Below are 23437 nucleotides of genomic sequence, written 5' to 3'. Positions count from 1 at the left end.
ACCATCGCACAGGGCGGCCGACCGGCGCCTTCGTTTATCGCGGGGTCACGGTCAGGACAGTTGCGTCTGCACCTGGGAGGAGATCAGCTCCAGGTGGTCCAGGTCGTCGAGGTCGAGGATCTGGAGGTAGATCCGCTGGGCGCCGGCGGCGGCGTAGCGGCCGATCTTGTCGACGACCTCGGCCGGAGAGCCCGCCAGGCCGTTGGCCTTCAGCTCGTCGACCTCGCGGCCGATCACGGCGGCCCGGCGGGCGACCTCGGCGTCGTCCTTGCCGACGCAGACGACGAGGGCGTTGGAGTAGGTCAGCGCGTCGGCGCCGCGCCCGGCCTCCTCGGCGGCGGCCCGCACCCGGGCGAACTGGCGCTCGGTGTCCTCGATCGAGGCGAAGGGGATGTTGAACTCGTCGGCGTACCGCGCGGCGAGACGCGGGGTGCGCGTGGCGCCGTGGCCGCCGATGAGCACGGGGACCTTCGCCTGCGCGGGCTTGGGCAGCGCGGGCGACCCGGTGAGGTCGTAGAACTTCCCGTGGAAGTCGAAGGTCTTGCCGGCCTCCGTGGCCCACAGCCCGGTGACGATCGCCAGCTGCTCCTCGAGGCGGGCGAACTTCTCCTTCGGGAAGGGGATGCCGTACGCCTTGTGCTCCTCCTCGAACCAGCCGGCGCCCAGGCCCAGCTCGATGCGGCCGCCGGACATCTGGTCGACCTGCGCGACCTGGATGGCGAGCACGCCGGGCAGCCGGAAGGTGCCGGCGGTCATGAGCGTGCCGAGCCGGATGCGCCGGGTCTCGCGGGCGAGGCCGGCGAGGGTGATCCAGGCGTCGGTGGGGCCGGGGAGGCCGTCCGCGGAGCCCATGGCGAGGTAGTGGTCGCTGCGGAAGAAGGCGTCAAAGCCTAGGTCCTCGGTGGCCTTCGCCACGGTGAGCAAGGTGTCGTAGGTGGCCCCCTGCTGGGGCTCGGTGAAGATACGCAGTTCCATGCCTTCCATCCTGCCTGGTCGGGCCGCGTCCGCCGGACAGGCTCCCGCGCGTCACGGCGCGCACCCGGCCCCGCCGGGTGAACGGCACCGGCCGGGCGCCGGGAGGAGGGGGAGCTGTCCCGCCTCCCGTTCCGGTGACGCCGCGTCCCGGTCCGCCAGTTTGCGCAGCATCTCCAGGACCCGGTCCCGCGACTCGTCCGCCGCGTCGATGGCCTCCATGCACTGCCAGTACGTGCCCTCGTCGTCCACCGCGCAGGCGATCCCGACGAGGGCGATGCCGATCTCGCCGAGCAGGGTGCCCAGGCACATCAGGGCCTGGCGGGCGTCGCCCAGTTCGGTGAGCCGGGCGGCGCGCAGTTCGCCCGGGGCCAGGTCGGGGGTGCTCAGCACGCCGCAGCCCCGGCCCGCCAGTTCGGTCAGTCCCAGGGCCTCGCCGCGCAGTTCGGGTGGTCCGTGGACCGCCAGCCGGCTGCCGATCGCCTGGGCGAGGGCCTGCGCCTGCCACACCTCCGTCAGGATCTCCGGCACCTCGCCGCCGGCGGCCAGGGCACGCCCGCTCGTCACGATGAGCCGCACCGCGTCCATGCGCTGCCCCCGTCTGTTCCGACGCGTCCGCGACGCGTCCGCCCGAACTCCGTTGTCCACTACCCAGAGTGAAGGCGTGTGGGGCGAAAAGCCAGAGCTGGGCAGAAATATTCGGACAACAATAAGGATACGGACGCGGAACCAACTACGTAGAGTGATAACGGAGTGCGCGACTCCTCTGCGCTCCTCCCCGGGACCCCTCTCCTCCGTCCTCAGTCCCCGTGCCCTCCGGGCTCCCCGCGCGCGGGGAAACGGGACTCGTTGCGGTCGATCTTCGCGTCCAGCGCGGCGAGCGGATCGATGCCGAGCACCTCGCAGAACTGGAGCAGGTACGCCAGGACGTCGGCGACCTCGTCCCGGACGCGGTGCGCGGTCCCCGGGTCGTCCATGACGCGGGCCGACTGCTCGGGCGTCAGCCACTGGAAGATCTCGAGGAGTTCGGAGGCCTCCACGCTGAGGGCGGCGACCAGGTTCTTCGGGGTGTGGTAGGGCTGCCAGTTCCGCGCGGCGGCGAACTCGGCCAGTCTGCGCCGCAACGCCGCCAGGTCCGGGGCAGGACGGGGATGATCGGTCACGGCCCCAGGTGTACCACCGTGACGCCCTGCGCCGCCGCCGTCCACGAGGCGTCCGCGACGGTGCCGACGAGGCGGATGTGGCCGCGGTCGCACATCCGGGCCGCCAGCCGGAGCAGTTCCGCGCGCTGGCGCACGTCCAGGCCGCGGTCGAGGCCGTCGGCGAGGACGGTGAGCGTCTGCAGCGCGGCGGGCACCTCGCCGGCCGGGTCGACCTCCAGCACACCGGGGCCGGTGAACAGCACGAGCGCGAGGGCGAGGTAGCGCAGCTCGCCGTAGCCGAGGCGCGGAAGGCCGGTGCGGACGCCGTCGCCCCGGTCCAGCAGCGCGCGGACCGCTCCGCCGGCGACCGGCTCGGCCAGGACGTCCTCGACCGGGCCCGCGCACCCGGCCCGTACGGCGGCGACGAACCGGGCGTGCCGCCGGCCGCACTCGGCCCGGGTGCGCCACAGGACGTCGGCGAGGTTGTCGCAGCCGCCGAGCAGCCGCCCGGAGCCGGTGGGAACGGGCTCGCGCATCCCGGCGGGGCGCGGGTCGCAGGCGAAGACGGAGCGCAGGGCGACCACCGTCTGCTCGGCCGCCGCCAGCACCCTGCGCTGCCCGTCCGTCTTGCCGGCCACGCGCAGCGGCAGCAGCGGGGTGCCGAGCCGGTCGTCGGGCAGCGGGGCGCGCGTGACCGGCGCCGAACCCGCCGTGTGCCAGGCGGCCTGCACGGCACGCCGGCCGGGGTCGCGCAGGGCGGTCTGCAGCAGGACGAGCCCGCCGGCCGTCAGCCGCTCCCCCACGATGCGCAGCTCGGGCTCCGCCTGCACGGCCACGTCGAGGCGTACGGGGCCCTCGGGACCGTCGACCGTGCAGCCGATGCGGAAACCGCGGCGCCGCTGGGCGTCGGGCCGGGCCCGTTCGGGGACGCAGGCGAGCGGGTCGGGGAAGACCGCGCCGAGTTCCGCGCCGCCGCCGAGCCTGGCGAGCGCCTCGTACGCCCGCAGCGCGCTGGTCTTGCCGCAGCCGCTGGGCCCGGCGAGCAGGGTGAGGGGCGCGAGCGGGATCTCGGTGCCCCGGTGCCGGGCGAACGCGGACAGCCGCAGTTCCGTGACGCGCGGTCGGTCCGGGTGCGCGGGAGCGGGGGCGGGGGCGATGGAGGCCGTCGGCGCGGACGCCGTCGACGCGGGTGACACGGCCATGTCCGGACCGTAGGGCTCCGCGTTCCGGGCGAACCGTTCCGTCTGCGCGTCGTTCCTACGAACGGGGGACGGGACGGCCGGCTCACGGGTGTCCGTCGCGCCGCGGGGCCGGGTGGGCGGCCCCGCGCGCCGGCGTGCGGGGGCGCCCCCGCACGCCGGCGGCCGACCCGGACGCCACCGGCCCGGGGGCGGACAGCCCGCCCCCGGCGGCGGGACCGGCGCCGGGGCACACCCCCGCCTCCGCCGTCACATCCCCGGAACCCCGGCCGCGCCCTCCATCAGGCCGTTGACCTCGGTCCCGGCCGGAGTCAGCAGGAACACGTTGCGGTCGACCCGGTGCATGCCGCTGGCCAGGCCGAAGACCACGCCCGTGCTGAAGTCCAGGACGCGCTTGGCGACCTCGGTCTCGGCGTTGGTCAGGTCCAGCAGCACCGGGATGCCGGTCATCAGCGTCTCGGCGACCTCGCGGGCGTCCGCGAAGACGTTGACCCGCAGGACGACGAAACGGCGGCGTGCCTCCGTCTCCGCCTCCGGCATCGCGCGATGGCCGACCGACGACGGCCAGGCGTCGCGCCCGCGCAACGGAACGACCTGGGCGAGCCCTTCCCATTGTTCATCGGTGACGTCGTAGCTGTTCACCGGCTCCCCCGATTCCACTCGCCTTCAATGCGTGCACCAGCCAATTCTTACGTCAACTCACCCGTTCGGCCCAACAACGACACGGTCGGCGACCGTCCCGGCGCGCAGCGCCACCCGGAGATTGCCGTGTCCTGCGGCGGGGTACCCGCCGGCTGCCGTGCCGCGGGTACGGCCGGCCGTGGCCGCCGCACCGCGCATCTCCCCGAGGAGGGCCCATGGGCGCACTGGATCTGCCCGGACCCGTCGTCCGCGAAGGGACGCCGCCGCCGGTCGACACGACCGCGCTCGAGGCGGCCCTGCGCACACGGGTCGACGGCGAGGTCAGGTTCGACGCGGGCAGCCGGGCCGCGTACTCGACGGACGCCTCGAACTTCCGGCAGACGCCGATCGGCGTGGTCGTCCCGCGCACCCCCGAGGCCGGCGCCGAGGCGGTGGCCGTGGCGCGGGAGTTCGGCGCGCCGGTGCTGTCGCGGGGCGGCGGGACCAGCCTGGCCGGGCAGTGCACCAACGCCGGTGTGGTGCTCGACTGGTCGAAGTACTGCACGCGCGTGGAGTCCGTGGACGCGCACGCCCGCACCTGTGTCGTACAGCCCGGGATCGTGCTGGACGACCTCAACCGGCGGCTCGCCCCGCACGGCCTGCGCTTCGGACCCGAGCCCGCCACCCACGCCAACTGCACCATCGGCGGCATGATCGGCAACAACTCTTGCGGTGCCACCGCCCAGGCGTACGGCAAGGTCGTCGACAACATCGCCCGCCTGGAGGTGCTGCTCTACGACGGCACCCGCTTCTGGTGCGGGGAGACCGGCGACGAGGAGTACGCCGAGATCGAACGGCAGGGCGACCTGCGGGCGACGGTGTACCGGCGGCTGCGGGCGCTGCGCGACACGTACGCCGACGAGATCCGCCGCCGGTTCCCGGACATCCCGCGCCGGGTGTCGGGCTACAACCTGGACTCGCTGCTGCCGGAGTACGGTTTCGACGTCGCCGGGCTGCTGGTGGGCAGCGAGTCGACGCTGGTCACCGTCCTGCGGGCGGAACTGGAGCTCGTGCCGGTGGTGAAGGAACGCACCCTGGTGGTGCTGGGCTTCGACAGCATCGAGGAGGCCGCCGACGCGGTGCCCGGTCTGCTGCCGCACGAGCCGATCGCGCTGGAGGGCGTCGACGCCCGGCTGGTGCGCGACGAGCGGATCAAGCACCTCAACGAGGACGCGCTGGCCGAGATGCCCGACGGCGACGCCTACCTGCTGGTGCAGTTCGGCGGCGACACGGTGGAGGAGGCCGGTGCGCGGGCCCACCGGATGCTGGACGCGCTGCACCGCTCCGAGCACGACGCCGACTGCGCGTTCATGGACGACCCGGCGCACGAGCAGGACCTGTGGCAGGTCCGCGAGGCCGGGCTCGGCGCGACCGCCCACATCCCCGGCAGGCGCGACACCTTCGAGGGCTGGGAGGACTCGGCGGTGGCGCCCGGGAAGCTCGGCGCCTACCTGCGCCGACTGCGGGCGCTGTTCGAGGAGTTCGGCTACCTCAGCGACACCGGACCCAGCCTGTACGGCCACTTCGGGCAGGGCTGCGTGCACACCCGCATCCCCTTCGACCTGTACACCGCGGACGGGGTGGCGGCCTACCGCCGGTTCATGGAACGGGCGGCCGACCTGGTCGCCGAGTTCGGCGGGTCGCTGTCGGGCGAGCACGGCGACGGACAGAGCCGGGGCGAGCTGCTGCCGCGCATGTTCGGCGACGAGCTGGTGGAGGCGTTCGGCCGGCTGAAGGCCGTCTTCGACCCGCTGGACCGGATGAACCCCGGGAAGGTCGTCGCCCCCCACCGGCTCGACGAGAACCTGCGCCTCGGCGGCGACTGGGCCCCGTACGACCCCCGCGACCTGCACTTCCGCTTCCCGCACGACGGCGGGTCGTTCGCCCAGGCCGCCAACCGGTGCGTCGGCGTCGGCAAGTGCCGCCAGCACACCAGCGACGGCACCGTGATGTGCCCGTCGTACCAGGTGACCCGGGAGGAGGAGCACTCCACGCGGGGCCGGGCCCGGCTGCTGTTCGAGATGCTCGACGGGCACGGGGACGCGGCGCTCCGGGACGGCTGGCGCTCGCAGGCGGTCAAGGACGCCCTCGACCTGTGCCTGGCCTGCAAGGGCTGCAGGAAGGACTGCCCGGCGGACGTGGACATGGCCACGTACAAGGCGGAGTTCCTGTCCCACCACTACGCGGGGCGGCCCTGGCGCAGGCCGCGCTCCGACTGGTCGATGGGCTGGCTGCCGGTGCTCGCGCGGGCCGTGGGCCGCACCCGCCTCGGGCCGGTCGTCAACGCCCTCACCCACGCCCCGTTGCTGTCCCGGGCCGCCGTGGCCCTCGCGGGGGTGGCGGACCGGGAGGTGCCGCTGTTCGCGGAACGGACGTTCGAGCAGTGGTTCGCCCGGCACGAGCCGGAGGGCGACGGGCGGCGCGGCACCGTGCTGCTGTGGCCGGACACCTTCACGAACCATTTCCACCCGCACGTCGGGCAGGCGGCCGTGCGGGTGCTGGAGCACGCGGGCTGGCGGGTGGAGCTGCCGGGCGAGCCGCTGTGCTGCGGGCTGACCTGGATCTCCACCGGGCAGCTCGGCACGGCGCAGCGGGTCCTCACCCGGACGGTGCGCGCCCTGGCCCCGCACGTGCGGGCGGGTGGACTGGTGGTGGCCCTGGAGCCCAGCTGCACGGCCGTGTTCCGGGCGGACGCGGTGGAACTGTTCCCCGGCGACCAGGACGTGAACCGGCTGGCCGGGCAGACGGTCACGCTGTCGGAGCTGCTGACCGGGCACTCCCCCGGCTACGAGCCGCCGCGGGTGCCCGAGCGGTCCGCGAAGGCGCTGGCCCAGGTGCACTGCCACCAGCACGCGGTCATGGGCTGGGACGCCGACCGGGAACTGCTGCGCCGGGCCGGGGTGGACGCCGAGCGGCTGGACTCCGGGTGCTGCGGGCTGGCCGGCAACTTCGGCTTCGAACGCGGCCACCTGGACGTCAGCGAGGCGTGCGCGGAGCGGGTGCTGCTGCCGCGGCTGCGGGAGGAGGACGAGGCGACCGTCGTGCTCGCCGACGGGTTCAGCTGCCGTACCCAGATCCACGAGTTCGACAGCGGCGGTCACGAGGGCGTGCACCTGGCGGAGCTGCTGGCCTCGGCGCTGCCCGGCCCGGCCGCGGGGACCGGCGTGCGGGACAGCGCGTACGGCACCGCGCCGGGCGTCCGCCCCGCGCCGCCCGGCCGCCGGGCACGGGCACTGGCCCTCGCGGGCACCGGCCTGGCCGCCGCCGGCACGGCGGCGGCCCTGGCCCGGGCACTGCGGCGGCGCTGAGCGGGGCCGGCGTCCGGCCGTCGCCGACGCGCGGGGCGGGCGGGACGCGTGCCCGCGGCGCCGGCCGCCGTACCGGGAGGGCGCGGCAGTGTGCCGTCCGGGGTGCCGGGCCCCGGAGGGCGGTCCGTGGCATGCGGCGCCGCACCGCCTCGCGTTTACTGAGACGCACACGATGCGCACGGAGCGCGACGGGCCGTCGGTCCGTGCCGAGAGGTGGGCGGACCGATGGGAGGGCCCGTGACGACTCGACCCCTGCCGCCGCTCGCCGGCTCCGTACCGGCGGTGCGCCGGACGGCCCCGTGACCGCGCCCGGGAGTCCGCCGGCCGCACCGGCGAACGCCGTCCCCGCCGAGGCCGAGCAGTCCCTGCGGAACACCCTGCTCAGCCCCGGCTACCTGCTGCTGTTGCTGCTGTGCGTGCTGATCGGCGTTCCCATCGCGCTGGCCTGCTTCTTCTTCGTCGGCCTCCAGCACGAGCTCCAGCACTGGGTGTGGACGTCGCTGCCGAAGGCCGCCGGGTATGGCACCCCGCCCTGGTGGTGGCCGCTGCCCGCGCTGGTGCTGGCGGGGCTGGTCCTGGCGCCGATCGTCACCCGGATGCCGGGCGGCGGAGGCCATCTGCCGGTGAACGGGCTGGGCGGCGGGCCCGTCGGGCCGAAGGAGCTGCCCGGCACCGTCCTGGCCGCACTGGCCACCCTGCCGCTCGGTGTGGTCCTGGGACCCGAGGCGCCCCTGATGGCCCTCGGCAGCGGGCTCGCCCTGCTCGCGGTGCGGCGGGCCGGCGCGCGCGCGGATCCGAAGGCGGGCGCGGTCCTGGCGACGGCCGGCTCCACCGCCGCGATCTCCACCATCCTCGGCGGCCCGGTGGCGGCGGCCGTCCTGCTCCTGGAGGGCGCGGGGCTGGCCGGCACCCGGATGGTCGCCCTGCTGCTGCCCTGTCTGCTGGCCAGCGCGACGGGCGCCCTGGTCTTCACCGGCTTCGGGCAGTGGACCGGCCTGACGATCGGCGCGCTGTCGCTGCCCGACGTGCCGCCGAGCACCGCCCCCGACGCCGGCGACTTCCTGTGGGGCGTCCCGACGGCGGCGCTGATCGCGGTGCTGGTCACGCTGGCCCGCGGGCTCGGCCGCCGCACCAGGGCCTGGGCGGAGCACCGCACGGCCGTCCGAACCGTCCTGTGCGCCACGGCGGTCGGCGTCTGCATCACCGCGTACGCCCTGATCACCGGCCGTTCACCGGCGGAGGCGGCGCTGTCCGGGCAGGCCGCCCTGGCCCAGCTCGCCGCGCATCCGCACGCCTGGTCCGTGGGGGCGCTGGTCGCGCTCGTCGCGTGCAAGGGGCTGGCGTGGGGCATCGCGCTGGGCAGTCTGCGCGGTGGTCCGATCTTCCCCTCCCTGCTGCTGGGCGCGGCCACGGCCGTGGCCTGCTCCGGCCTGCCCGGCTTCGGCGTGACCCCGGCCCTCGCCCTCGGCATGCCCGCCGCCATGGCCGCGGTGACGGGGCTGCCGCTGGCCAGTTCGGTGCTCGCGGTCCTGCTGCTGGGCGCGGACGCGCACGAACAGATGCCGCTGGTCGTCATCTCGTCGGTGGTCGCCTTCGTCGTCGCCCAGGCGCTCCGCCGGAGCCCGCCGGAGCCCGGGCCGCCGGCGGGGGCGGAGGCGCGTTCCGGGCCGGGGACGGGCCGGTGACCGGCCGCGGGGGCGCCGGGCGGGCGCACCGGGCCGGGTCCGGTGTCCCCTGGCGTTCGGCGCGTCCCTGGCTGGCGCGGGGCGGTGCGGTCGTGTGCCTGGTCGCCGCCTACTTCCTGCTGCCCCTCGACCGGCTGGGTCCCCGTCACCCGGTTCTGAGCTGGCTCTTGTTCGCCCTGGGCCTGGCGACCGTCGCCGTTCTGCTGCTGCGGCAGATCCGCCGCGTCCTCACCGGCCGCACGGAGACCCACCCCGGCGTGGCCATCTCCCTGCTGGTCCTGCTGTCGGTGCACGTCTTCGCCGCGGCCTACTACCTCCTGGCCAAGCAGCCCGGTGAGTTCCACGGGCTGCACACGCGTGTCGACTCCCTGTACTTCACCGTCGTCACCCTGGCCACCGTCGGGTACGGGGACATCACCCCACGGGGCCAGACGGCACGGCTCGTGACGCTCCTGCAGATCGTCTACAGCTTCGTCTTCCTCACCGCCGCGGGGACGGCGCTGAGCCAGCAGCTGCGTTCCCGGGTGGCCCGGGACTCCGGCGGCGGCGCCCCCGACGGCGAGGGCATGTGAGGCTGAGATCTTCGCCACGTCGGGCGGGGGCGCGCGGCCCCGTACGACGGCGTGCCCGCGCGGGAAGTCCCCCCGGCCCCGGGGGCCGGCCGCCGGGAGGCCCGCTTGTCACCACCCTCGTGGGCGCACTACTGTCGCCACGCCTTGGTGAACGGGAAATCCGGTGAAGTACCGGTGCGGCCCTCGCCACTGTGATCGGGAAGTCCGGCTCCGGCCCTCGCGGGCAGCCACTGGGTCCTCGTGACCCGGGAAGGCGGAGTTCGGGCGGTGGTACCCGTCAGCCAGGAGACCGGCCAAGGCGCGTCGTCCATCCACGAGGTGCTGGAGAGGGTCTGCTGAGCCATGCACATAGCCGAGGGCTTCCTGCCTCCGGCGCACGCGATCGCCTGGGGCGTCGCGTCCGCGCCGTTCGTCGTCCACGGAGTACGGTCACTCACCCGTGAGGTCCGGGAACATCCCGAGAGCACGCTGCTGCTCGGGGCGTCCGGAGCCTTCACGTTCGTACTGTCGGCCCTGAAACTGCCGTCCGTCACCGGGAGTTGCTCGCACCCCACCGGGACCGGCCTGGGCGCCGTCCTGTTCCGGCCGCCCGTCATGGCGGTCCTGGGCACCATCACCCTGCTCTTCCAGGCGCTGCTGCTCGCCCACGGCGGGCTGACCACGCTCGGCGCCAACGCCTTCTCGATGGCGATCGCCGGCCCGTGGGCCGGGTACGGCACCTACCGCCTGCTGCGCCGGTACGGGGCGCCGCTGATGGTCACGGTGTTCTTCGCGGCGTTCGTCGCCGACCTGTCCACGTACTGCGTCACCAGCGTGCAGCTGGCGCTGGCCTTCCCCGACCCGAGCAGCGGATTCCTGGGCGCGCTCGGCAAGTTCGGGTCCATCTTCGCCGTCACGCAGATCCCGCTCGCGGTGAGCGAGGGCCTGCTCACGGTGGTCGTGATGCGGCTGCTGGTGCAGTCCAGCAAGGGCGAGCTGACCCGGCTGGGCGTGCTGCCGGCCGGCACCGGCGCCCGCGAGGAGGCGGTCGTCCGATGAGCCGCAACACGAAGATCAACGTCCTGCTGCTGGCCGTCGTGGCCGCGCTCGCGGTGCTGCCGCTGGTGCTCGGCCTCGGCGACCACAAGGAGGAGCCGTTCACCGGTGCCGACGCCGAGGCGGAGACGGCGATCACGCAGATCGAGCCGGACTACGAGCCGTGGTTCTCGCCGTTGTACGAGCCGCCGTCCGGGGAGATCGAGTCCGCGCTGTTCGCCGTGCAGGCGGCGCTCGGTGCCGGGGTGCTGGCCTACTACTTCGGGCTGCGCCGGGGACGGCGGCAGGGCGAGGAGCGGGCGGCCCGGGCCGCCCGGCAGGACGCGCGCGCGTCCGAAGGGGACTGAGTGCTGCCGATCGACGCGGCGGCGCACAGCAGCCGGTGGCGCCACCGCCACCCGGTGGACAAGGCCGTGCTCGGGCTGGGCCTGACCGTGCTGGCGGTCTCGCTGCCGCCCTGGCCGGGCGCGGCGCTGGTGCTGGTCGCGGCGCTGGCCGTGCTGCTCGGTCCGGCGGGTGTGCCCCGGCGGCGGCTGTGGCGGGCGTACCGGGTGCCGCTGGGGTTCTGCGTGACCGGCGCGCTGCCGCTGCTGGTGCGGGTCGGGGGTCCCGGCGGGTTCGTGGGCGTGGCGGACGGCGGCGCGGCGCGTGCCGGGGAGCTGCTGCTGCGCACGTCGGCGGCGTCCCTCGGGGTGCTGCTGTTCGCGTTCACCACCCCGATGTCCGACCTGCTGCCCCGTCTGGTGCGGGCCGGGGTGCCGGCGCCGGTGGTGGACGTGGCGCTGGTGACGTACCGCATGAGCTTCCTGCTGCTGGACTCCGTGCGCCGGATCCGCGAGGCGCAGGCCGCGCGGCTGGGGCACACCACCCGGGCCGCCGCCTGGCGTTCGCTCGGCGGGCTGGGCGCCACGGCGTTCGTGCGGGCCTTCGGCCGGGCGACGCGGCTGCAGGCGGGGCTCGCCGGGCGCGGTTACGACGGCACGCTGCGCGTGCTGGTGCCCGAGGCCCGGGTCTCCGTGCCCTTCACCGCGGCGAGCGTCACGCTGCTGGCGGCGCTGGCCGTGCTCACCTTCGTACTGGAAAGGCCGTTGTCGTGAACGAGCCCGCCGAACCGGCCCTGGTCTCCCTGCGGGGCGCGTCCTTCGGGTACGAGGAGGGGCCGCTGGTGCTGAGCGGCCTGGACTTCGAGGTGCGCGAGGGGCGCGCGCTGGCGCTGCTGGGCCGCAACGGCAGCGGCAAGACGACGCTGATGCGGCTGCTCAGCGGCGGACTTCGGCCGCACGCCGGGCGGTTGAGCGTCGAGGGGCGGCCGGTGACGTACGACCGCGCGGGGCTGACGCGGCTGCGGACGACGGTGCAGCTGGTGGTGCAGGACCCGGACGACCAGTTGTTCGCCGCGTCCGTCGCCCAGGACGTGTCCTTCGGGCCGCTGAACCTGGGGCTGCCGGATCCGGAGGTCCGCTCCCGGGTCGAGGAGGCGCTCGCCGCGCTGGACATCGCCGCGCTCGCCGACCGGCCCACGCACCTGCTGTCGTACGGACAGCGCAAGCGGACCGCGATCGCCGGCGCGGTCGCGATGCGGCCCCGGGTGCTGATCCTCGACGAGCCGACCGCCGGGCTCGATCCGGACGGACAGGAGCGGCTGCTGGCCACCCTCGACCGGCTGCGGGAGGGCGGCACCACGGTGGTGATGGCCACGCACGACGTCGATCTCGCCCTGCGCTGGTCGGACGACGCCGCCCTGCTCACCCCGACCGGGGTGCACACCGGCCCCACGGCGCCGACGCTGGCCCGCACGGACCTGCTCGGTCCGGCGGGACTGCGGCTGCCGTGGGGCGTGGCGGCGGCACGGCTGCTGTGCGCCCGGGGGCTGCTGACGGACCCGGCCGCGGGCCCGCGCACGGCGGAGGACCTGGCGGCCCTGGCCGACTGACCCGCCCGGCGCCGCTCAGTTCGCGGAGTCGCTGTACTCCGCGTCCCGGGCCGGCGCCGGCTCGTCCGCGGGCCGGTGCTGTGCGGCGGCGCGGCGGCCGGGCAGGACGGCGAGGACGATCGCGGTGCCGGCGGCCATGATGATCCCGCCGATCAGGCTGGTCGTGGCGACGCCGTGGGCGAAGGCCTCGTGGACGGCGTCGACCAGGGCCTGGGCCTGCTGCGGCCCGGCCGACGGCGACGTGGCGACCCGTTCGGCGACGGCCAGTCCGGCGCCGACGGAGTCCTGGGCGGTGTCCAGCGCGGCCGCCGGGAGCCGGTCGCCGGCCAGGTCGGCCAGGTCGTCCCGGTAGGCGGTGCCGAGCAGGGAGCCGAGGACGGCGATGCCGAGCGAGCCGCCGAGTTCCAGCGCGGTGTCGTTGGCGCCGCCGCCGACGCCGAGTTCGCTCTCCGGGAAGGAGCCCATGATGGTGTCGGTGGCCGGGGAGACGCTGAGGCCGATCGCGAGGCCGAGCAGCAGCATCGGGGCCAGGAAGCCGGAGTACGTCGAGCCCTCGTCGACGAGGACGAGCAGGAAGACGCCGACGGTGCCGATCACCATGCCGGACCCGATCATGGCCTTGACGCCCAGCTTCGGGGTCAGGCGCCCGGTCACGGCGGCGCCGACGAACACGGCCCCGGCCAGCGGCAGCAGCCGCACGCCGGTCTCCAGGGCGCCGTAGCCGAGGACGAACTGCAGGAACTGCGTGGAGTAGTAGATGGCGCCGTAGGTGCCGAAGAAGAAGAACAGCACGGCCAGCATCGAGCCGCTGAACGGCCGCTGGAGGAACCTGCGCACGTCCAGCATGGGCTGCGGGTGGCGCAGTTCCCAGGCCACGAAGGCGGCCAGGCCGACGGCCGCGACGACGGCGGCGGTGACCGGACCGGCGCCCCAGCCGAAGTGCGGGCCCTCGATGGTCGCGTAGACCAGGCTGCCGACGGAGACGATGGAGAGCAGGCCGCCCACGTAGTCGATGCGGCCCATGCCGGTCGCGCGGGACGGGGGTACGAGAAGCAGCGCGCCGATGACGGCGAGGACCGCGACGGGGACGTTGACCAGGAAGGTCGAGCCCCAGGAGTGGTCGCCGAGCAGCCAGCCGGCGACCAGCGGGCCGACGGCGATGGCGAGTCCGGAGGTGGCCGTCCAGGCCGTGATGGCGCGGGCCCGCTCACCCCTCGGGAACATCGCGACCAGCAGGGACAGCGTGGCCGGCATGACGACGGCGGCGCCGACGCCCATGATCGCCCGGGCCGCGATGACCAGGCCGGTCTCGTGGACCAGGCTGCCCATCACCGAGCCGCCCGCGAAGACGGCCAGGCCGGCGACCAGGGCGCCGCGGCGGCTGTACTTGTCGCCGATCGCGCCCAGCACCAGCATCAGCGCGGCGTACGGGACGGTGTAGCCGTCGATGACCCACTGCAGGTCGCTGCTGCTCAGACCCAGGTCGGCGGTCATGGCCGGGGCGGCCACGATCAGGGAGGTGTTGGCCATGACGACGATCAGCAGGCTGAGGCACAGCACGGTCAGGGCCCACCAGCGCCGTGGGTACGGCCCGGTCATCTTCTCGACGGGTGTGGTGGCCAGTAGGGGCATGGAGGGGCTCCCGGATGCGAGGGCGAGTTAATTGCCCATCGATGTGCAGTCTCGTGTCAGGTTAGGTTCTTGCCCATCGATGTGCAAACAGCCTTCGGGTGCCCGTCGGCGGCCGCCGCACGCCCCCGGATCCCGCACCGGGCCGGACGCGGACGGACGGCGGCACCGACGGCACGCCCGGTGAGGCGGCCGGCGTGGCGCGCCGCACCCGGACGGGCGCTTCCCGGGGCGGGCCGCACCGATCGCGGCGGGTGCCACGGCCCGCGCCGCGACGGAGACGGCCCGTCGGGCACGGGCACGGGCGCGGGCGCGGGCGCGGAAACGACCCGGCGCGCGGGTCCGCACGCGCCGGGCGTCCGGCACGGAAGGGACCCGCTCGCACCGGGAGCGCGGACGGGGTCCGCGGGGATCAGTCGCCGGTCGCCGGCTTCGCGGGGACCGTCGGGGCCACGGACTCGACGACGGTGCGGGCCCGCTCCTGGGGGACGCCGGCCGCGACGAGCGCGGCGACGACGGCCCGGGTGCCGTCGTCCTCCAGCGCGCCCGTGTTGACCTGCTCCAGCAGGGCGACCGTCATCGCCTCCAGCCCGGCGCTCAGCACGGCGGGCGGCAGGTGGGCGGGAAAGGCGCCGTCGCGCTGGCCACGTTCCAGGATGGCGGTGACCTCGGCGCGGGCCGGCGTGAGGATCTCGGCCACGCGCTCCGCGCCCAGGTCGTGCCGGGCCAGCGCCAGCAGCATCCGGTAGCGGTCGCCGACGGGCCACATCATCAGCATGAAGTACGCGAGGGCACGCTCGGCCGGTTCGGTGGGCCCGGACCCCTCCGCGGCCGACGCCATCGTGCTCCGCAGCACCTCGGAGGCCTCCTCGGCGAGGGCCTCCAGCAGCGCCGCGCGCCCCGGGAAGTGACCGAACAGGGTGCGCCGTACGACGCCGGCGGCCCGCGCCAGTTCCTCGAGGGTGGTGTCCGGGTTCCGCCCCAGCTCCCGGCGGGCCGTGGCCAGGATGCGCGCCCGGTTGGAGCGCGCGTTGCGTCGCTGCGGCTCGCGGGCCACGGGCTTGGACACGGGAGGACCTCGGTGGATCGGTGCGGCGGGGCGGGGCGGGACGGCGGGGCGACCATTCTGGCACGGAGGACTCCCGCGGGCCGGTCGCCGCCTCCGGTCCCGCGGGCGCCGGCCGGTCCGCACCGCACGGGCGCGGGCCCGCCCGGCGGCGACCCGCCCGGCGAGCCGGACGAGGGACCGGCCGCGGCCTCCGGCGACCGCGGCCGGGCGTGTCAGTCCAGGCAGAACTCGTTGCCCTCGGGGTCGGTCATCACGATGAAACCGGTGCTCATCGGGGGCTCCGGCTCGAAGCGGCGCACCCGCGTCGCGCCCAGCGCGACGAGCCGTTCGCACTCGGCCTCCAGCGCCGCCATCCGCTCCTCCCCCTGGAGTCCGGGGGCCGCCCGGACGTCGAGGTGGACCCGGTTCTTGGCGCTCTTGCCCTCCGGGACCCGCTGGAAGAACAGCCGCGGGCCGTGCCCGTCCGGGTCCTCGATGGCCGAGCGGCTGTCGCGCTGCTCCTCCGGTACGCCGATCCCCGCGAGGAAGTCGTCCCACGCGGCGAGCGGGTCGGCGCCCTCGGGCACGTCGGTTCCGGGCGGGCCGGGGTGGACGTAGCCCAGGACGTCGCGCCAGAAGCTCGACAGCGCCCGGGGGTCATGGGCGTCGAAGGTGACCTGGAAATGACGGCTCATCGGGTTGCTCCGTTCACAACGGGATGTCGGTCGAGTGCGTCCGTGCACATCGCGCCCACCCTGACACCCCTCGCGGCCGGAATCCGTCCGCTTTCCCGCATCGGCTTTCCCGCATCGGCGGCACGCATACGGCCGGCGGTCGGCGGTGTTCACCCGCCCGCGGGGCTGGACCAGCCCCGCGGGCCGTCCGCGCCCGGGCAGGCGGGGCGGAGCGGCGGGTTGCCCTCAGACCATGACGAGCAGGCGCGTCCGCGGCTTGAGCTTCCTGTTCACCGAACGACTCTGCACGTACACCTCCAGCTCGGGGTTGTTGCCCGCCTTCACGGACACGGTGCCCTGGACACCGGTGCCGAACAGGAGGCTGCGCGCCGCGTCCCCCGTGTAGGCGCGGTCGGTCCTCTTCTCGACCACGACGACCTCCTTGTCGGGCTGGACCAGAGCCCGGGCGCCCAACTGGTAGAAGCAACAGCCGCGTTCGTACGTCACGCCCGGGTGCGAGTCGACGAAGGGCCGGATCTCGGTCTCCTTGTCGACCTTCAGGAGCCGGTACTTGCCGGCCGGGATCGGTTCGAGGTTCGCCCGCACGTCGTCGACGGATATGTCCTGGCCGACGGCGAACAGGTTCTTCGTGCCGCGGACACCCTGTTCGCGGCCCCTCAGGAAGCCGGTGGCGGCGGCCCGCACGGTGCCGATCGCCTCCTCGACACCCTCCTGGGAGTCCGCGTCCCAGATGGCGATGTTGCCCGCCGGGAAGCCGTAGTTCTGGGCAGTGCGCTTCGCCAGGGAGTTCGGGACGAGGATCGCGGACGTCCAGTGGCCCGGGAGACCGTTCATCTTCGCCGTGATCCTGTCGAGCCAGGGGCCGAGGACGGTCATGTCGCCGTCGTGGCGCCTGTCGCCGCCGGAGGCGTTCTCCTCGCCGTCCGTCACCACGATCTGGAGGAAGCTGTGCTCGCCGTACTCCTCCCAGATGTGCCCCAGGTCGTCCAGGGACTTGAGGGAGGCCTCGATCAGGGCCGTGGCGCCGTTGTTGACCTTGTACAGCCCCCGCATGGACGGCAGGTGCTTCACGTCCATGTCCCAGACCAGGTTCTCCACCCGGTGGTCGAAGGAGTAGAGGCTGATCCGGGTCTCGTGACCGAGGCTGTCCGACTCGGCCTTGAGGCCGGCCACGAACTCGTCCACGACGCGGACGAGTTGGCTCTGGTGCCGATGCATGGAACCCGAGCAGTCCACGACCAGCGCGACGTGATTCACCTTGTGCTGGATCCTGTTGGCGGACATGGTTCTGCTCCTTCTGCGAGGCTCCCCGACTGGTGCTCGAACCCTAGGAGGAGGCACTGACAACGGCTCCTGACGCGCGATCACCCGTCCCGCGACGGCGCGCCCGGCGCCCAGGGGACGCCGGCCCGGCCCCTGCCGCCCGTGCCCGGGGGAAATACGCCGACGCAATTCCCGAACGGCCCGTCGCACATGCGAGGAAATGCGACCCGAACCCCTCGTAAATGCGAGGACGACTTCCGTGGGACGGGTACGCGGCGGCCGCGGGACGGCCCCGCCCGGTCGCCTCGTGAGCGGGTGCTCGCGCGGCGGCGGGAATCGGCCGGCGGCAGAGCCTTGACCGGCAGGCCCGTGGCACCGTATTTTCGACCGGACCGACTCGTGAGCTGCCGGAAGGAGGCGAAGTCGGATGTCGATCATCTCCGACCTGCATCGCCTCGCGCAGCGGACCGTCTGGGTCCCGGGTCGTGTAGCACACGGCTGCTGAACAGCCCTTCTTTCCCGGTGTGCCGGATCACTGGCCCCGGTTTCCCCTGATTTTCCTCACCCGTCCGCGGCACGCTCTCGCGCGCCGATTTCCGGCCGGGATTCTCACGCTTCAGCTGCGCCACCGAAAGAGAAAGTCCCTGAAATGGCGACGAGCAACATCTGTACGACCGCGCTCCGAAATGAGGATGTGCCATGGTAGAGGCACGGATCACGGTCAACGGGAAGAGCACACCGATTTCCCCGGCCGCACCCCAGACGACGGTCCTGGATTTCCTGCGTGAGCGCGGCCTCACCGGGACCAAGGAAGGCTGCGCCGAGGGTGAGTGCGGCGCGTGTTCGGTCCTGGTGGCCCGTCCCGGGGTGAACAAGCCCACCGACTGGGTGGCGGTCAACGCCTGCCTGGTCCCGGTCGCCTCCCTCGACGGTCAGGAGATCGTCACCTCCGAGGGCCTCGCCACCCCCGGTGAAGCCGGCACACCGCCCACGCTGCACCCGGTGCAGGAGGAGATGGCGGTCCGCGGCGGCTCCCAGTGCGGTTACTGCACGCCGGGGTTCGTGTGCAGCATGGCCGCCGAGTACTACCGGCCCGACCGCTGCGCGCACGCGGCCACGGACGCCGACGCGGCCGACGGACACGACACCGAGCACGGCCCGAACGGTTTCGACCTGCACTCGCTGAGCGGGAACCTGTGCCGCTGCACCGGTTACCGCCCGATCCGCGACGCCGCGTTCGCCGTCGGCGCCCCCACCGAGGACGACCCGCTGGCGCAGCGTCGCGAGCAGTCCCCGCCCGAACCGGTCGCCACCGAATACACCCGGGGCGACAGCGTGTTCGTGCGGCCGGGCACCCTGGCCGAGACGGTCCGGCTGCTGCGCGGGCGTCCCGACGCCGTGGTCGTCGCGGGCAGCACCGACTGGGGCGTCGAGGTCAACATCCGTTCCCGCCGGGCGAACTGCGTGGTCGCCGTCGACCGGCTGCCCGAACTGCGGGAGCTGCGCGTCGAGTCCGACCACATCGAGATCGGCGCCGCGCTGACCCTCACCGAGATCGAGCGCCGCCTGGACGGCAGCGTCCCCCTCCTGGCGGAGCTGTTCCCGCAGTTCGCCTCCCGGCTCATCCGCAACAGCGCGACCCTCGGCGGCAACCTGGGTACCGGCTCCCCCATCGGTGACAGCCCGCCGGTGCTGCTCGCGCTGGAGGCGTCGCTGGTGCTCGCCGACGCCGACGGTGAGCGCGTGGTCCCGCTGGCCGACTACTTCACCGGTTACCGGCAGAGCGTGCGCCGTCCGGGCGAGCTGATCCGCGCGGTGCGCGTCCCGCTGCCGCTGTCGCCCGTCACGGCCTTCCACAAGATCGCCAAGCGACGCTTCGACGACATCTCCAGCGTGGCGGTCGCCTTCGCCCTCGACATCGAGGACGGGATCGTCCGCAAGGCGCGCATCGGCCTGGGCGGCGTGGCCGCCACCCCGATCCGCGCCCTCGCCACCGAGGCGGCCCTGGAGGGCGAGCCGTGGGTGACGGAGACCGTCGAGGCCGCGGCGCAGGTGCTGCGGGCACAGGGCACGCCGATGAGCGACCACCGTGCCAGCGCCGACTACCGCGCCGCGATGCTCGGCCAGAGCCTGCTGAAGCTGCACGCACAGACCACCGAGGCGGTGTCGTCATGAGCCATCTGTCCGAGCGTCCCGAGAAGCCCGTCGTCGGTGTCTCGATGCCGCACGAGAGCGCGAGCCTGCACGTCACCGGCACCGCGCTCTACACCGACGACCTGGTCCACCGCACCAAGGACGTGCTGCACGCCTACCCGGTCCAGGTCATGAAGGCCCACGGCCAGATCCTCGCGCTGAACACCGAGCCCGCGCTCGCGGTGCCCGGCGTGGTGCGCGTGCTGACCAAGGCCGACGTGCCCGGCGTCAACGACGCCGGCATGAAGCACGACGAGCCGCTCTTCCCCGACGAGGTCATGTTCCACGGCCACGCCGTCGCCTGGGTGCTCGGCGAGACCCTGGAGGCGGCCCGGCTCGGGGCGGCGGCCGTCGAGGTGGAACTCGACGAACTGCCCGCCCTGGTCACGCTGCAGGACGCGATGGCGGCCGGCAGCTACCACGGCGCCCAGCCCGTGATGGAGAACGGCGACATCGACGCCGGGTTCGCAGACTCGGCGCACGTGTTCACCGGCGAGTTCCAGTTCGCCGGCCAGGAGCACTTCTACCTGGAGACGCACGCGGCGCTCGCCCAGGTCGACGAGAACGGGCAGGTGTTCGTCCAGAGCAGCACCCAGCACCCGTCGGAGACCCAGGAGATCGTCTCCCACGTGCTCGGCGTGCCCGCCCACGAGGTGACCGTGCAGTGCCTGCGGATGGGCGGCGGCTTCGGCGGCAAGGAGATGCAGCCGCACGGGTTCGCGGCCGTCGCCGCGCTCGGCGCCAAGCTCACCGGCCGGCCGGTCCGGTTCCGGCTCAACCGGACCCAGGACCTCACCATGTCCGGCAAGCGGCACGGCTTCCACGCCACGTGGAAGATCGGCTTCGACGCGGACGGCCGCATCCAGGCCCTGGACGCCACCCTGGTCGCCGACGGCGGCTGGAGCCTGGACCTGTCCGAGCCGGTGCTGGCCCGCGCGCTGTGCCACATCGACAACACGTACTGGATCCCCAACGCGCGCGTCGCCGGCCGCATCGCCAGGACCAACACGGTCTCCAACACCGCCTTCCGCGGCTTCGGCGGCCCGCAGGGCATGCTGGTGATCGAGGACATCCTGGGCCGCTGCGCGCCGCGGCTCGGCCTGGACCCCATGGAGCTGCGCGAGCGCAACTTCTACCAGCCGGGCCAGGGCCAGACCACGCCGTACGGGCAGCCGGTCACGCAGCCCGAGCGGATCTCCACCGTCTGGCGGCAGGTGCAGGAGGACGCCGGCATCGCCGACCGCAAGCGGGAGATCGCGGCCTTCAACGCCGCGCACCCGCACACCAAGCGGGCGCTGGCGATCACCGGCATCAAGTTCGGCATCTCGTTCAACCTCACCGCCTTCAACCAGGGCGGCGCGCTGGTGCTGATCTACAAGGACGGCTCGGTCCTGATCAACCACGGCGGCACCGAGATGGGCCAGGGCCTGCACACCAAGATGATGCAGGTGGCCGCCACCACGCTGGGCATCCCGCTGCACAAGGTGCGCCTCGCCCCGACGCGCACCGACAAGGTGCCCAACACCTCGGCCACCGCCGCCAGTTCCGGCGCGGACCTCAACGGCGGCGCGATCAAGAACGCCTGCGAGCAGCTGCGCGGGCGACTGCTGCGGGTGGCCGCCTCGCAGCTCGGTGCGAACGCCTCGGACGTGCGCATCGTCGAGGGCGTCGCGCGCGCCCTGGGCAGCGACGAGGAGCTGGCCTGGGACGACCTGGTGCGCACCGCGTACTTCCAGCGCGTGCAGCTGTCGGCGGCCGGTTTCTACCGGACCGAGGGTCTGCACTGGGACGCGAAGACGTTCCGGGGCTCGCCGTTCAAGTACTTCGCCCACGGCGCCGCCGCGACCGAGGTGGAGGTGGACGGCTTCACCGGCGCCTACCGCATCCGGCGGGTGGACATCGTGCACGACGTCGGCGACAGCCTGTCCCCGATGATCGACATCGGCCAGGTCGAGGGCGGGTTCGTGCAGGGCGCTGGCTGGCTGACGCTGGAGGACCTGCGCTGGGACACCGGCGACGGCCCGAACCGCGGCCGGCTGCTGACCCAGGCGGCGAGCACGTACAAGCTGCCGAGCTTCTCGGAGATGCCCGGGGAGTTCAACGTCAGGCTGCTGGAGAACGCCACCGAGGAAGGCGCGGTGTACGGGTCCAAGGCGGTCGGTGAGCCCCCGCTGATGCTGGCGTTCTCGGTGCGCGAGGCGCTGCGGCAGGCCGCCGCGGCGTTCGGACCGGCCGGCATCAGCCTGGAGCTCGCCTCCCCGGCGACTCCGGAGGCCGTGTACTGGGCGATCGAAGCCGCCCGCGGGGGCGGCACCCGGGGCGACGGCGACGCCGGCGAGGTCCCCGTCGGCGGCAGCGCCCTGAGCAATGCCTGACATGACCTGGGTGGCCGCGGTCGCGCGGTTGCGGGCACGCCGGGAGGCCGGCGTGCTCGTGACCGTCGCGGCCGTGCGCGGTCACGCCCCCCGCAAGGCCGGCGCCAAACTCGTCGTGGGACGGTCCGGGACATGGGGTTCGATCGGCGGCGGCAACATCGAGGCGGTCGCGATCGACCGGGCCCGCGAACTGATCGGCACGCCCGAGGCGGAGCCGGAGCTGATGGACTTCAAGCTCAACGACAAGGTGACCAACCGGCACGGCGTGCAGTGCTGCGGCGGAGCCGTCACCGTCCTGCTCGAACCGCTGCCGGTGGTGCCGGCGGTGGCGGTCTTCGGCGTCGGCCACGTCGGGCTGGAGCTTGCCCGCATCCTGGCCCGCCACCACCTCGACCTGCACCTGATCGACACCCGGCCCGACATGCTCACCGACGAACGGCTCGGCGTGCTGGCGGACGCGGTGGCGCAGGTCCACGTGCACCACACGCCGCTGCTTCCGGAGGAGGTGCTCGAGGAGCTGGCGCCGGGCACCCACGTCCTGATCATGACGCATGACCACGCCGAGGACGCCGCACTGGCCGACGCCGCCCTGCGCACCGCCGGTCTCGGCTCGATCGGCCTGATCGGCTCGGCCGCCAAGTGGACGCGGTTCCGGCACCGTCTGGCCACCGAGGGCGGTCACGACGCCGCCGCCATCGACCGGATCAAGACCCCGATCGGCCTGGCCGGGATCACCGGCAAGGAGCCCGCCACGATCGCGGTGAGCGTCGCGGCGGACCTGCTCCTGACCTTCGAACGGGACCGGCGCCGAGCGGTGCGGGGACCGGCGCCGGCCGGCCCGGGAGTCGAGCCAACCCACAGGGAGGACGACGGACCGGCCTCGTAGGAAACTACGGAGAGCCGGTCTCCGCCTGCGGGGTTTTCATGTTTTCCACCTCTGGCTGACGCTCCTCGGCAGGCTGTGTACTTCTCACACAAGCCGCCCTTCGCATCGCGACGGTCCTCGACGGCCGGGGGATGCGGCGGTGTCCCGCACGGGCAGGGCTTTTGGGGAAGTCCCCACCGTTTCCGAGAAGGAGTGACCGTGACCGCGCACACCCAAGAAGCGAGCATCCAGGAACTCAAGCACGCCTGGATGGAGAAGGCGATCAGCCTGGCCACCGACAGCGTGAGGAACGGCGGCGGCCCGTTCGGCGCGCTGGTCGCCAAGGACGGGCAGATCGTCGCGCTCGGGAACAACCAGGTCACCGCGACCCTCGACCCGACGGCGCACGCCGAGGTGAGCGCGCTGCGTGCCGCCTGCAGGGAACTGGGCTCCTTCTCGCTCGAGGGCTGTGTCCTCGTCACCTCGTGCGAGCCGTGCCCGATGTGCCTGTCCTCGGCGCTGTGGGCGCGCGTCGACGGGATCGTCTACTCGGCCGACCGGCACGACGCCGCGGTGGCCGGTTTCGACGACCGCAAGTTCTACGACCTGTTCGACAAGAAGCCCCAGTCGATGTGGCCCACGCAGATCGAGCACCTGGACCTGCCGAACCGCACGGCGCCGTTCGACGCGTGGCTGGCCAAGTCCGACCGCATCGACTACTGACGGTTCACCGCCCACCGGCACCGGACCGGCGTCCGTACGTACCGAGGCCCGCGCGGTGCGGGCGGGCCCGGCCCCCTCCCTCACCCCGCGCAAGAACCGCTCAAGTGCGGCCTGGCTGT

General features: G+C 73.8%; 20 protein-coding genes and 1 riboswitch. Of the genes, 11 read left to right on the top strand and 9 right to left on the bottom strand.

The genetic code is table 11. The features are described 5' to 3' along the window. Positions 1-51: 51 nt before the first annotated feature. The 5 genes from ACZ4V6_RS20030 to ACZ4V6_RS20010 all read right to left on the bottom strand — a co-directional run bounded on the left by ACZ4V6_RS20030 (position 52) and on the right by ACZ4V6_RS20010 (position 3955). Positions 52-975, bottom strand: coding sequence for an LLM class F420-dependent oxidoreductase (locus ACZ4V6_RS20030; protein ID WP_467829050.1), 924 nt, complete (start codon positions 973-975; stop codon positions 52-54). Positions 976-1026: 51 nt separating this feature from the next. Continuing rightward, on the bottom strand, positions 1027-1560 hold the full coding sequence (locus ACZ4V6_RS20025) for a DUF6099 family protein (protein WP_467829048.1): 534 nt from the start codon (positions 1558-1560) through the stop codon (positions 1027-1029). A 212-nt stretch (positions 1561-1772) separates the two neighbouring features. Then, positions 1773-2135: a nucleotide pyrophosphohydrolase gene (locus ACZ4V6_RS20020; protein ID WP_467829045.1), complete on the bottom strand. Its 363-nt coding sequence runs from the start codon at positions 2133-2135 to the stop codon at positions 1773-1775. After that, the gene (locus tag ACZ4V6_RS20015) at positions 2132-3316 is read right to left on the bottom strand and encodes an AAA family ATPase (RefSeq protein WP_467829042.1); all 1185 of its coding nucleotides are present in this window, start codon (positions 3314-3316) and stop codon (positions 2132-2134) included. The genes ACZ4V6_RS20020 and ACZ4V6_RS20015 overlap by 4 nt, the downstream gene beginning before the upstream one ends. Positions 3317-3562: 246 nt before the next feature. Then, positions 3563-3955 carry a cell division protein SepF gene (locus ACZ4V6_RS20010; RefSeq protein ID WP_467829040.1) on the bottom strand — a complete coding sequence of 131 codons (393 nt, stop codon included), beginning with the start codon at positions 3953-3955 and terminating at the stop codon, positions 3563-3565. 215 nt (positions 3956-4170) lie between these two features. Between ACZ4V6_RS20010 and ACZ4V6_RS20005 the strand changes: the two genes are divergently transcribed. The 7 genes from ACZ4V6_RS20005 to ACZ4V6_RS19975 all read left to right on the top strand — a co-directional run bounded on the left by ACZ4V6_RS20005 (position 4171) and on the right by ACZ4V6_RS19975 (position 12527). Continuing rightward, a complete protein-coding gene (locus ACZ4V6_RS20005) occupies positions 4171-7302 on the top strand; it encodes an FAD-binding and (Fe-S)-binding domain-containing protein (RefSeq protein WP_467829038.1) in 3132 nt (1043 codons plus the stop codon). A gap of 299 nt (positions 7303-7601) precedes the next feature. After that, entirely contained in the window at positions 7602-8987 is a 1386-nt protein-coding gene (locus tag ACZ4V6_RS20000; protein ID WP_467829035.1) for a chloride channel protein, read from the top strand. After that, the gene (locus ACZ4V6_RS19995) at positions 8984-9559 is read left to right on the top strand and encodes a potassium channel family protein (protein ID WP_467829032.1); all 576 of its coding nucleotides are present in this window, start codon (positions 8984-8986) and stop codon (positions 9557-9559) included. The genes ACZ4V6_RS20000 and ACZ4V6_RS19995 overlap by 4 nt, the downstream gene beginning before the upstream one ends. A 128-nt stretch (positions 9560-9687) precedes the next feature. Then, positions 9688-9871: riboswitch (cobalamin riboswitch) on the top strand. A gap of 30 nt (positions 9872-9901) precedes the next feature. Beyond that, the gene (locus ACZ4V6_RS19990) at positions 9902-10597 is read left to right on the top strand and encodes an energy-coupling factor ABC transporter permease (RefSeq protein ID WP_467829029.1); all 696 of its coding nucleotides are present in this window, start codon (positions 9902-9904) and stop codon (positions 10595-10597) included. Continuing rightward, entirely contained in the window at positions 10594-10941 is a 348-nt protein-coding gene (locus ACZ4V6_RS19985; RefSeq protein ID WP_467829026.1) for an energy-coupling factor ABC transporter substrate-binding protein, read from the top strand. Before ACZ4V6_RS19990 ends, ACZ4V6_RS19985 begins: the two co-directional genes overlap by 4 nt. Then, the gene (cbiQ, locus tag ACZ4V6_RS19980) at positions 10942-11691 is read left to right on the top strand and encodes a cobalt ECF transporter T component CbiQ (protein ID WP_467829024.1); all 750 of its coding nucleotides are present in this window, start codon (positions 10942-10944) and stop codon (positions 11689-11691) included. Then, the gene (locus ACZ4V6_RS19975; RefSeq protein WP_467829022.1) at positions 11688-12527 is read left to right on the top strand and encodes an ATP-binding cassette domain-containing protein; all 840 of its coding nucleotides are present in this window, start codon (positions 11688-11690) and stop codon (positions 12525-12527) included. The genes cbiQ and ACZ4V6_RS19975 overlap by 4 nt, the downstream gene beginning before the upstream one ends. A gap of 15 nt (positions 12528-12542) precedes the next feature. Here ACZ4V6_RS19975 and ACZ4V6_RS19970 read toward each other — a convergent pair whose 3' ends face one another. From ACZ4V6_RS19970 to ACZ4V6_RS19955, 4 genes are all read right to left on the bottom strand, one after another. Continuing rightward, entirely contained in the window at positions 12543-14159 is a 1617-nt protein-coding gene (locus ACZ4V6_RS19970) for an MFS transporter (protein ID WP_467829019.1), read from the bottom strand. Positions 14160-14568: 409 nt separating this feature from the next. Beyond that, positions 14569-15225 (bottom strand): TetR/AcrR family transcriptional regulator, encoded by a 657-nt coding sequence (locus tag ACZ4V6_RS19965; protein WP_467829017.1) that lies wholly within the window; start codon positions 15223-15225, stop codon positions 14569-14571. A gap of 212 nt (positions 15226-15437) precedes the next feature. Beyond that, positions 15438-15899: a VOC family protein gene (locus tag ACZ4V6_RS19960; RefSeq protein ID WP_467829015.1), complete on the bottom strand. Its 462-nt coding sequence runs from the start codon at positions 15897-15899 to the stop codon at positions 15438-15440. 225 nt (positions 15900-16124) lie between these two features. Beyond that, positions 16125-17183, bottom strand: coding sequence for a vWA domain-containing protein (locus ACZ4V6_RS19955; RefSeq protein WP_467829013.1), 1059 nt, complete (start codon positions 17181-17183; stop codon positions 16125-16127). A 678-nt stretch (positions 17184-17861) separates the two neighbouring features. On the opposite strand from ACZ4V6_RS19955, the gene ACZ4V6_RS19950 reads away from it, so the two are divergent. The 4 genes from ACZ4V6_RS19950 to ACZ4V6_RS19935 all read left to right on the top strand — a co-directional run bounded on the left by ACZ4V6_RS19950 (position 17862) and on the right by ACZ4V6_RS19935 (position 23318). Continuing rightward, positions 17862-19337, top strand: a complete 1476-nt coding sequence (locus ACZ4V6_RS19950; RefSeq protein ID WP_467829011.1) for a xanthine dehydrogenase small subunit — start codon at positions 17862-17864, stop codon at positions 19335-19337. Then, positions 19334-21730 (top strand): xanthine dehydrogenase molybdopterin binding subunit, encoded by a 2397-nt coding sequence (xdhB, locus tag ACZ4V6_RS19945; RefSeq protein WP_467829009.1) that lies wholly within the window; start codon positions 19334-19336, stop codon positions 21728-21730. The genes ACZ4V6_RS19950 and xdhB overlap by 4 nt, the downstream gene beginning before the upstream one ends. Position 21731: 1 nt before the next feature. Continuing rightward, the gene (xdhC, locus tag ACZ4V6_RS19940; RefSeq protein ID WP_467829006.1) at positions 21732-22616 is read left to right on the top strand and encodes a xanthine dehydrogenase accessory protein XdhC; all 885 of its coding nucleotides are present in this window, start codon (positions 21732-21734) and stop codon (positions 22614-22616) included. Positions 22617-22808: 192 nt separating this feature from the next. Beyond that, positions 22809-23318 (top strand): nucleoside deaminase, encoded by a 510-nt coding sequence (locus ACZ4V6_RS19935; protein ID WP_467829003.1) that lies wholly within the window; start codon positions 22809-22811, stop codon positions 23316-23318. The last annotated feature ends 119 nt before the right edge of the window (positions 23319-23437 follow it).

The sequence above is a fragment of the Streptomyces sp. NPDC029152 genome (assembly GCF_055564355.1).
This window is presented reverse-complemented; position numbering and strand designations above follow the sequence as displayed.

Bases quoted from the DNA above. Each gene is read 5' to 3' on its own strand.
- ACZ4V6_RS19970 (WP_467829019.1), bottom strand. From the start codon at position 14,159: ATGCCCCTACTGGCCACCACACCCGTCGAGAAGATGACCGGGCCGTAC.
- ACZ4V6_RS20015 (WP_467829042.1), bottom strand. From the start codon at position 3,316: ATGGCCGTGTCACCCGCGTCGACGGCGTCCGCGCCGACGGCCTCCATC.
- ACZ4V6_RS19955 (WP_467829013.1), bottom strand. From the start codon at position 17,183: ATGTCCGCCAACAGGATCCAGCACAAGGTGAATCACGTCGCGCTGGTC.
- ACZ4V6_RS19985 (WP_467829026.1), top strand. From the start codon at position 10,594: ATGAGCCGCAACACGAAGATCAACGTCCTGCTGCTGGCCGTCGTGGCC.
- xdhB (WP_467829009.1), top strand. From the start codon at position 19,334: ATGAGCCATCTGTCCGAGCGTCCCGAGAAGCCCGTCGTCGGTGTCTCG.
- ACZ4V6_RS20030 (WP_467829050.1), bottom strand. From the start codon at position 975: ATGGAACTGCGTATCTTCACCGAGCCCCAGCAGGGGGCCACCTACGAC.
- ACZ4V6_RS19960 (WP_467829015.1), bottom strand. From the start codon at position 15,899: ATGAGCCGTCATTTCCAGGTCACCTTCGACGCCCATGACCCCCGGGCG.
- ACZ4V6_RS20025 (WP_467829048.1), bottom strand. From the start codon at position 1,560: ATGGACGCGGTGCGGCTCATCGTGACGAGCGGGCGTGCCCTGGCCGCC.
- xdhC (WP_467829006.1), top strand. From the start codon at position 21,732: ATGACCTGGGTGGCCGCGGTCGCGCGGTTGCGGGCACGCCGGGAGGCC.
- ACZ4V6_RS19950 (WP_467829011.1), top strand. From the start codon at position 17,862: ATGGTAGAGGCACGGATCACGGTCAACGGGAAGAGCACACCGATTTCC.
- ACZ4V6_RS19990 (WP_467829029.1), top strand. From the start codon at position 9,902: ATGCACATAGCCGAGGGCTTCCTGCCTCCGGCGCACGCGATCGCCTGG.
- ACZ4V6_RS20005 (WP_467829038.1), top strand. From the start codon at position 4,171: ATGGGCGCACTGGATCTGCCCGGACCCGTCGTCCGCGAAGGGACGCCG.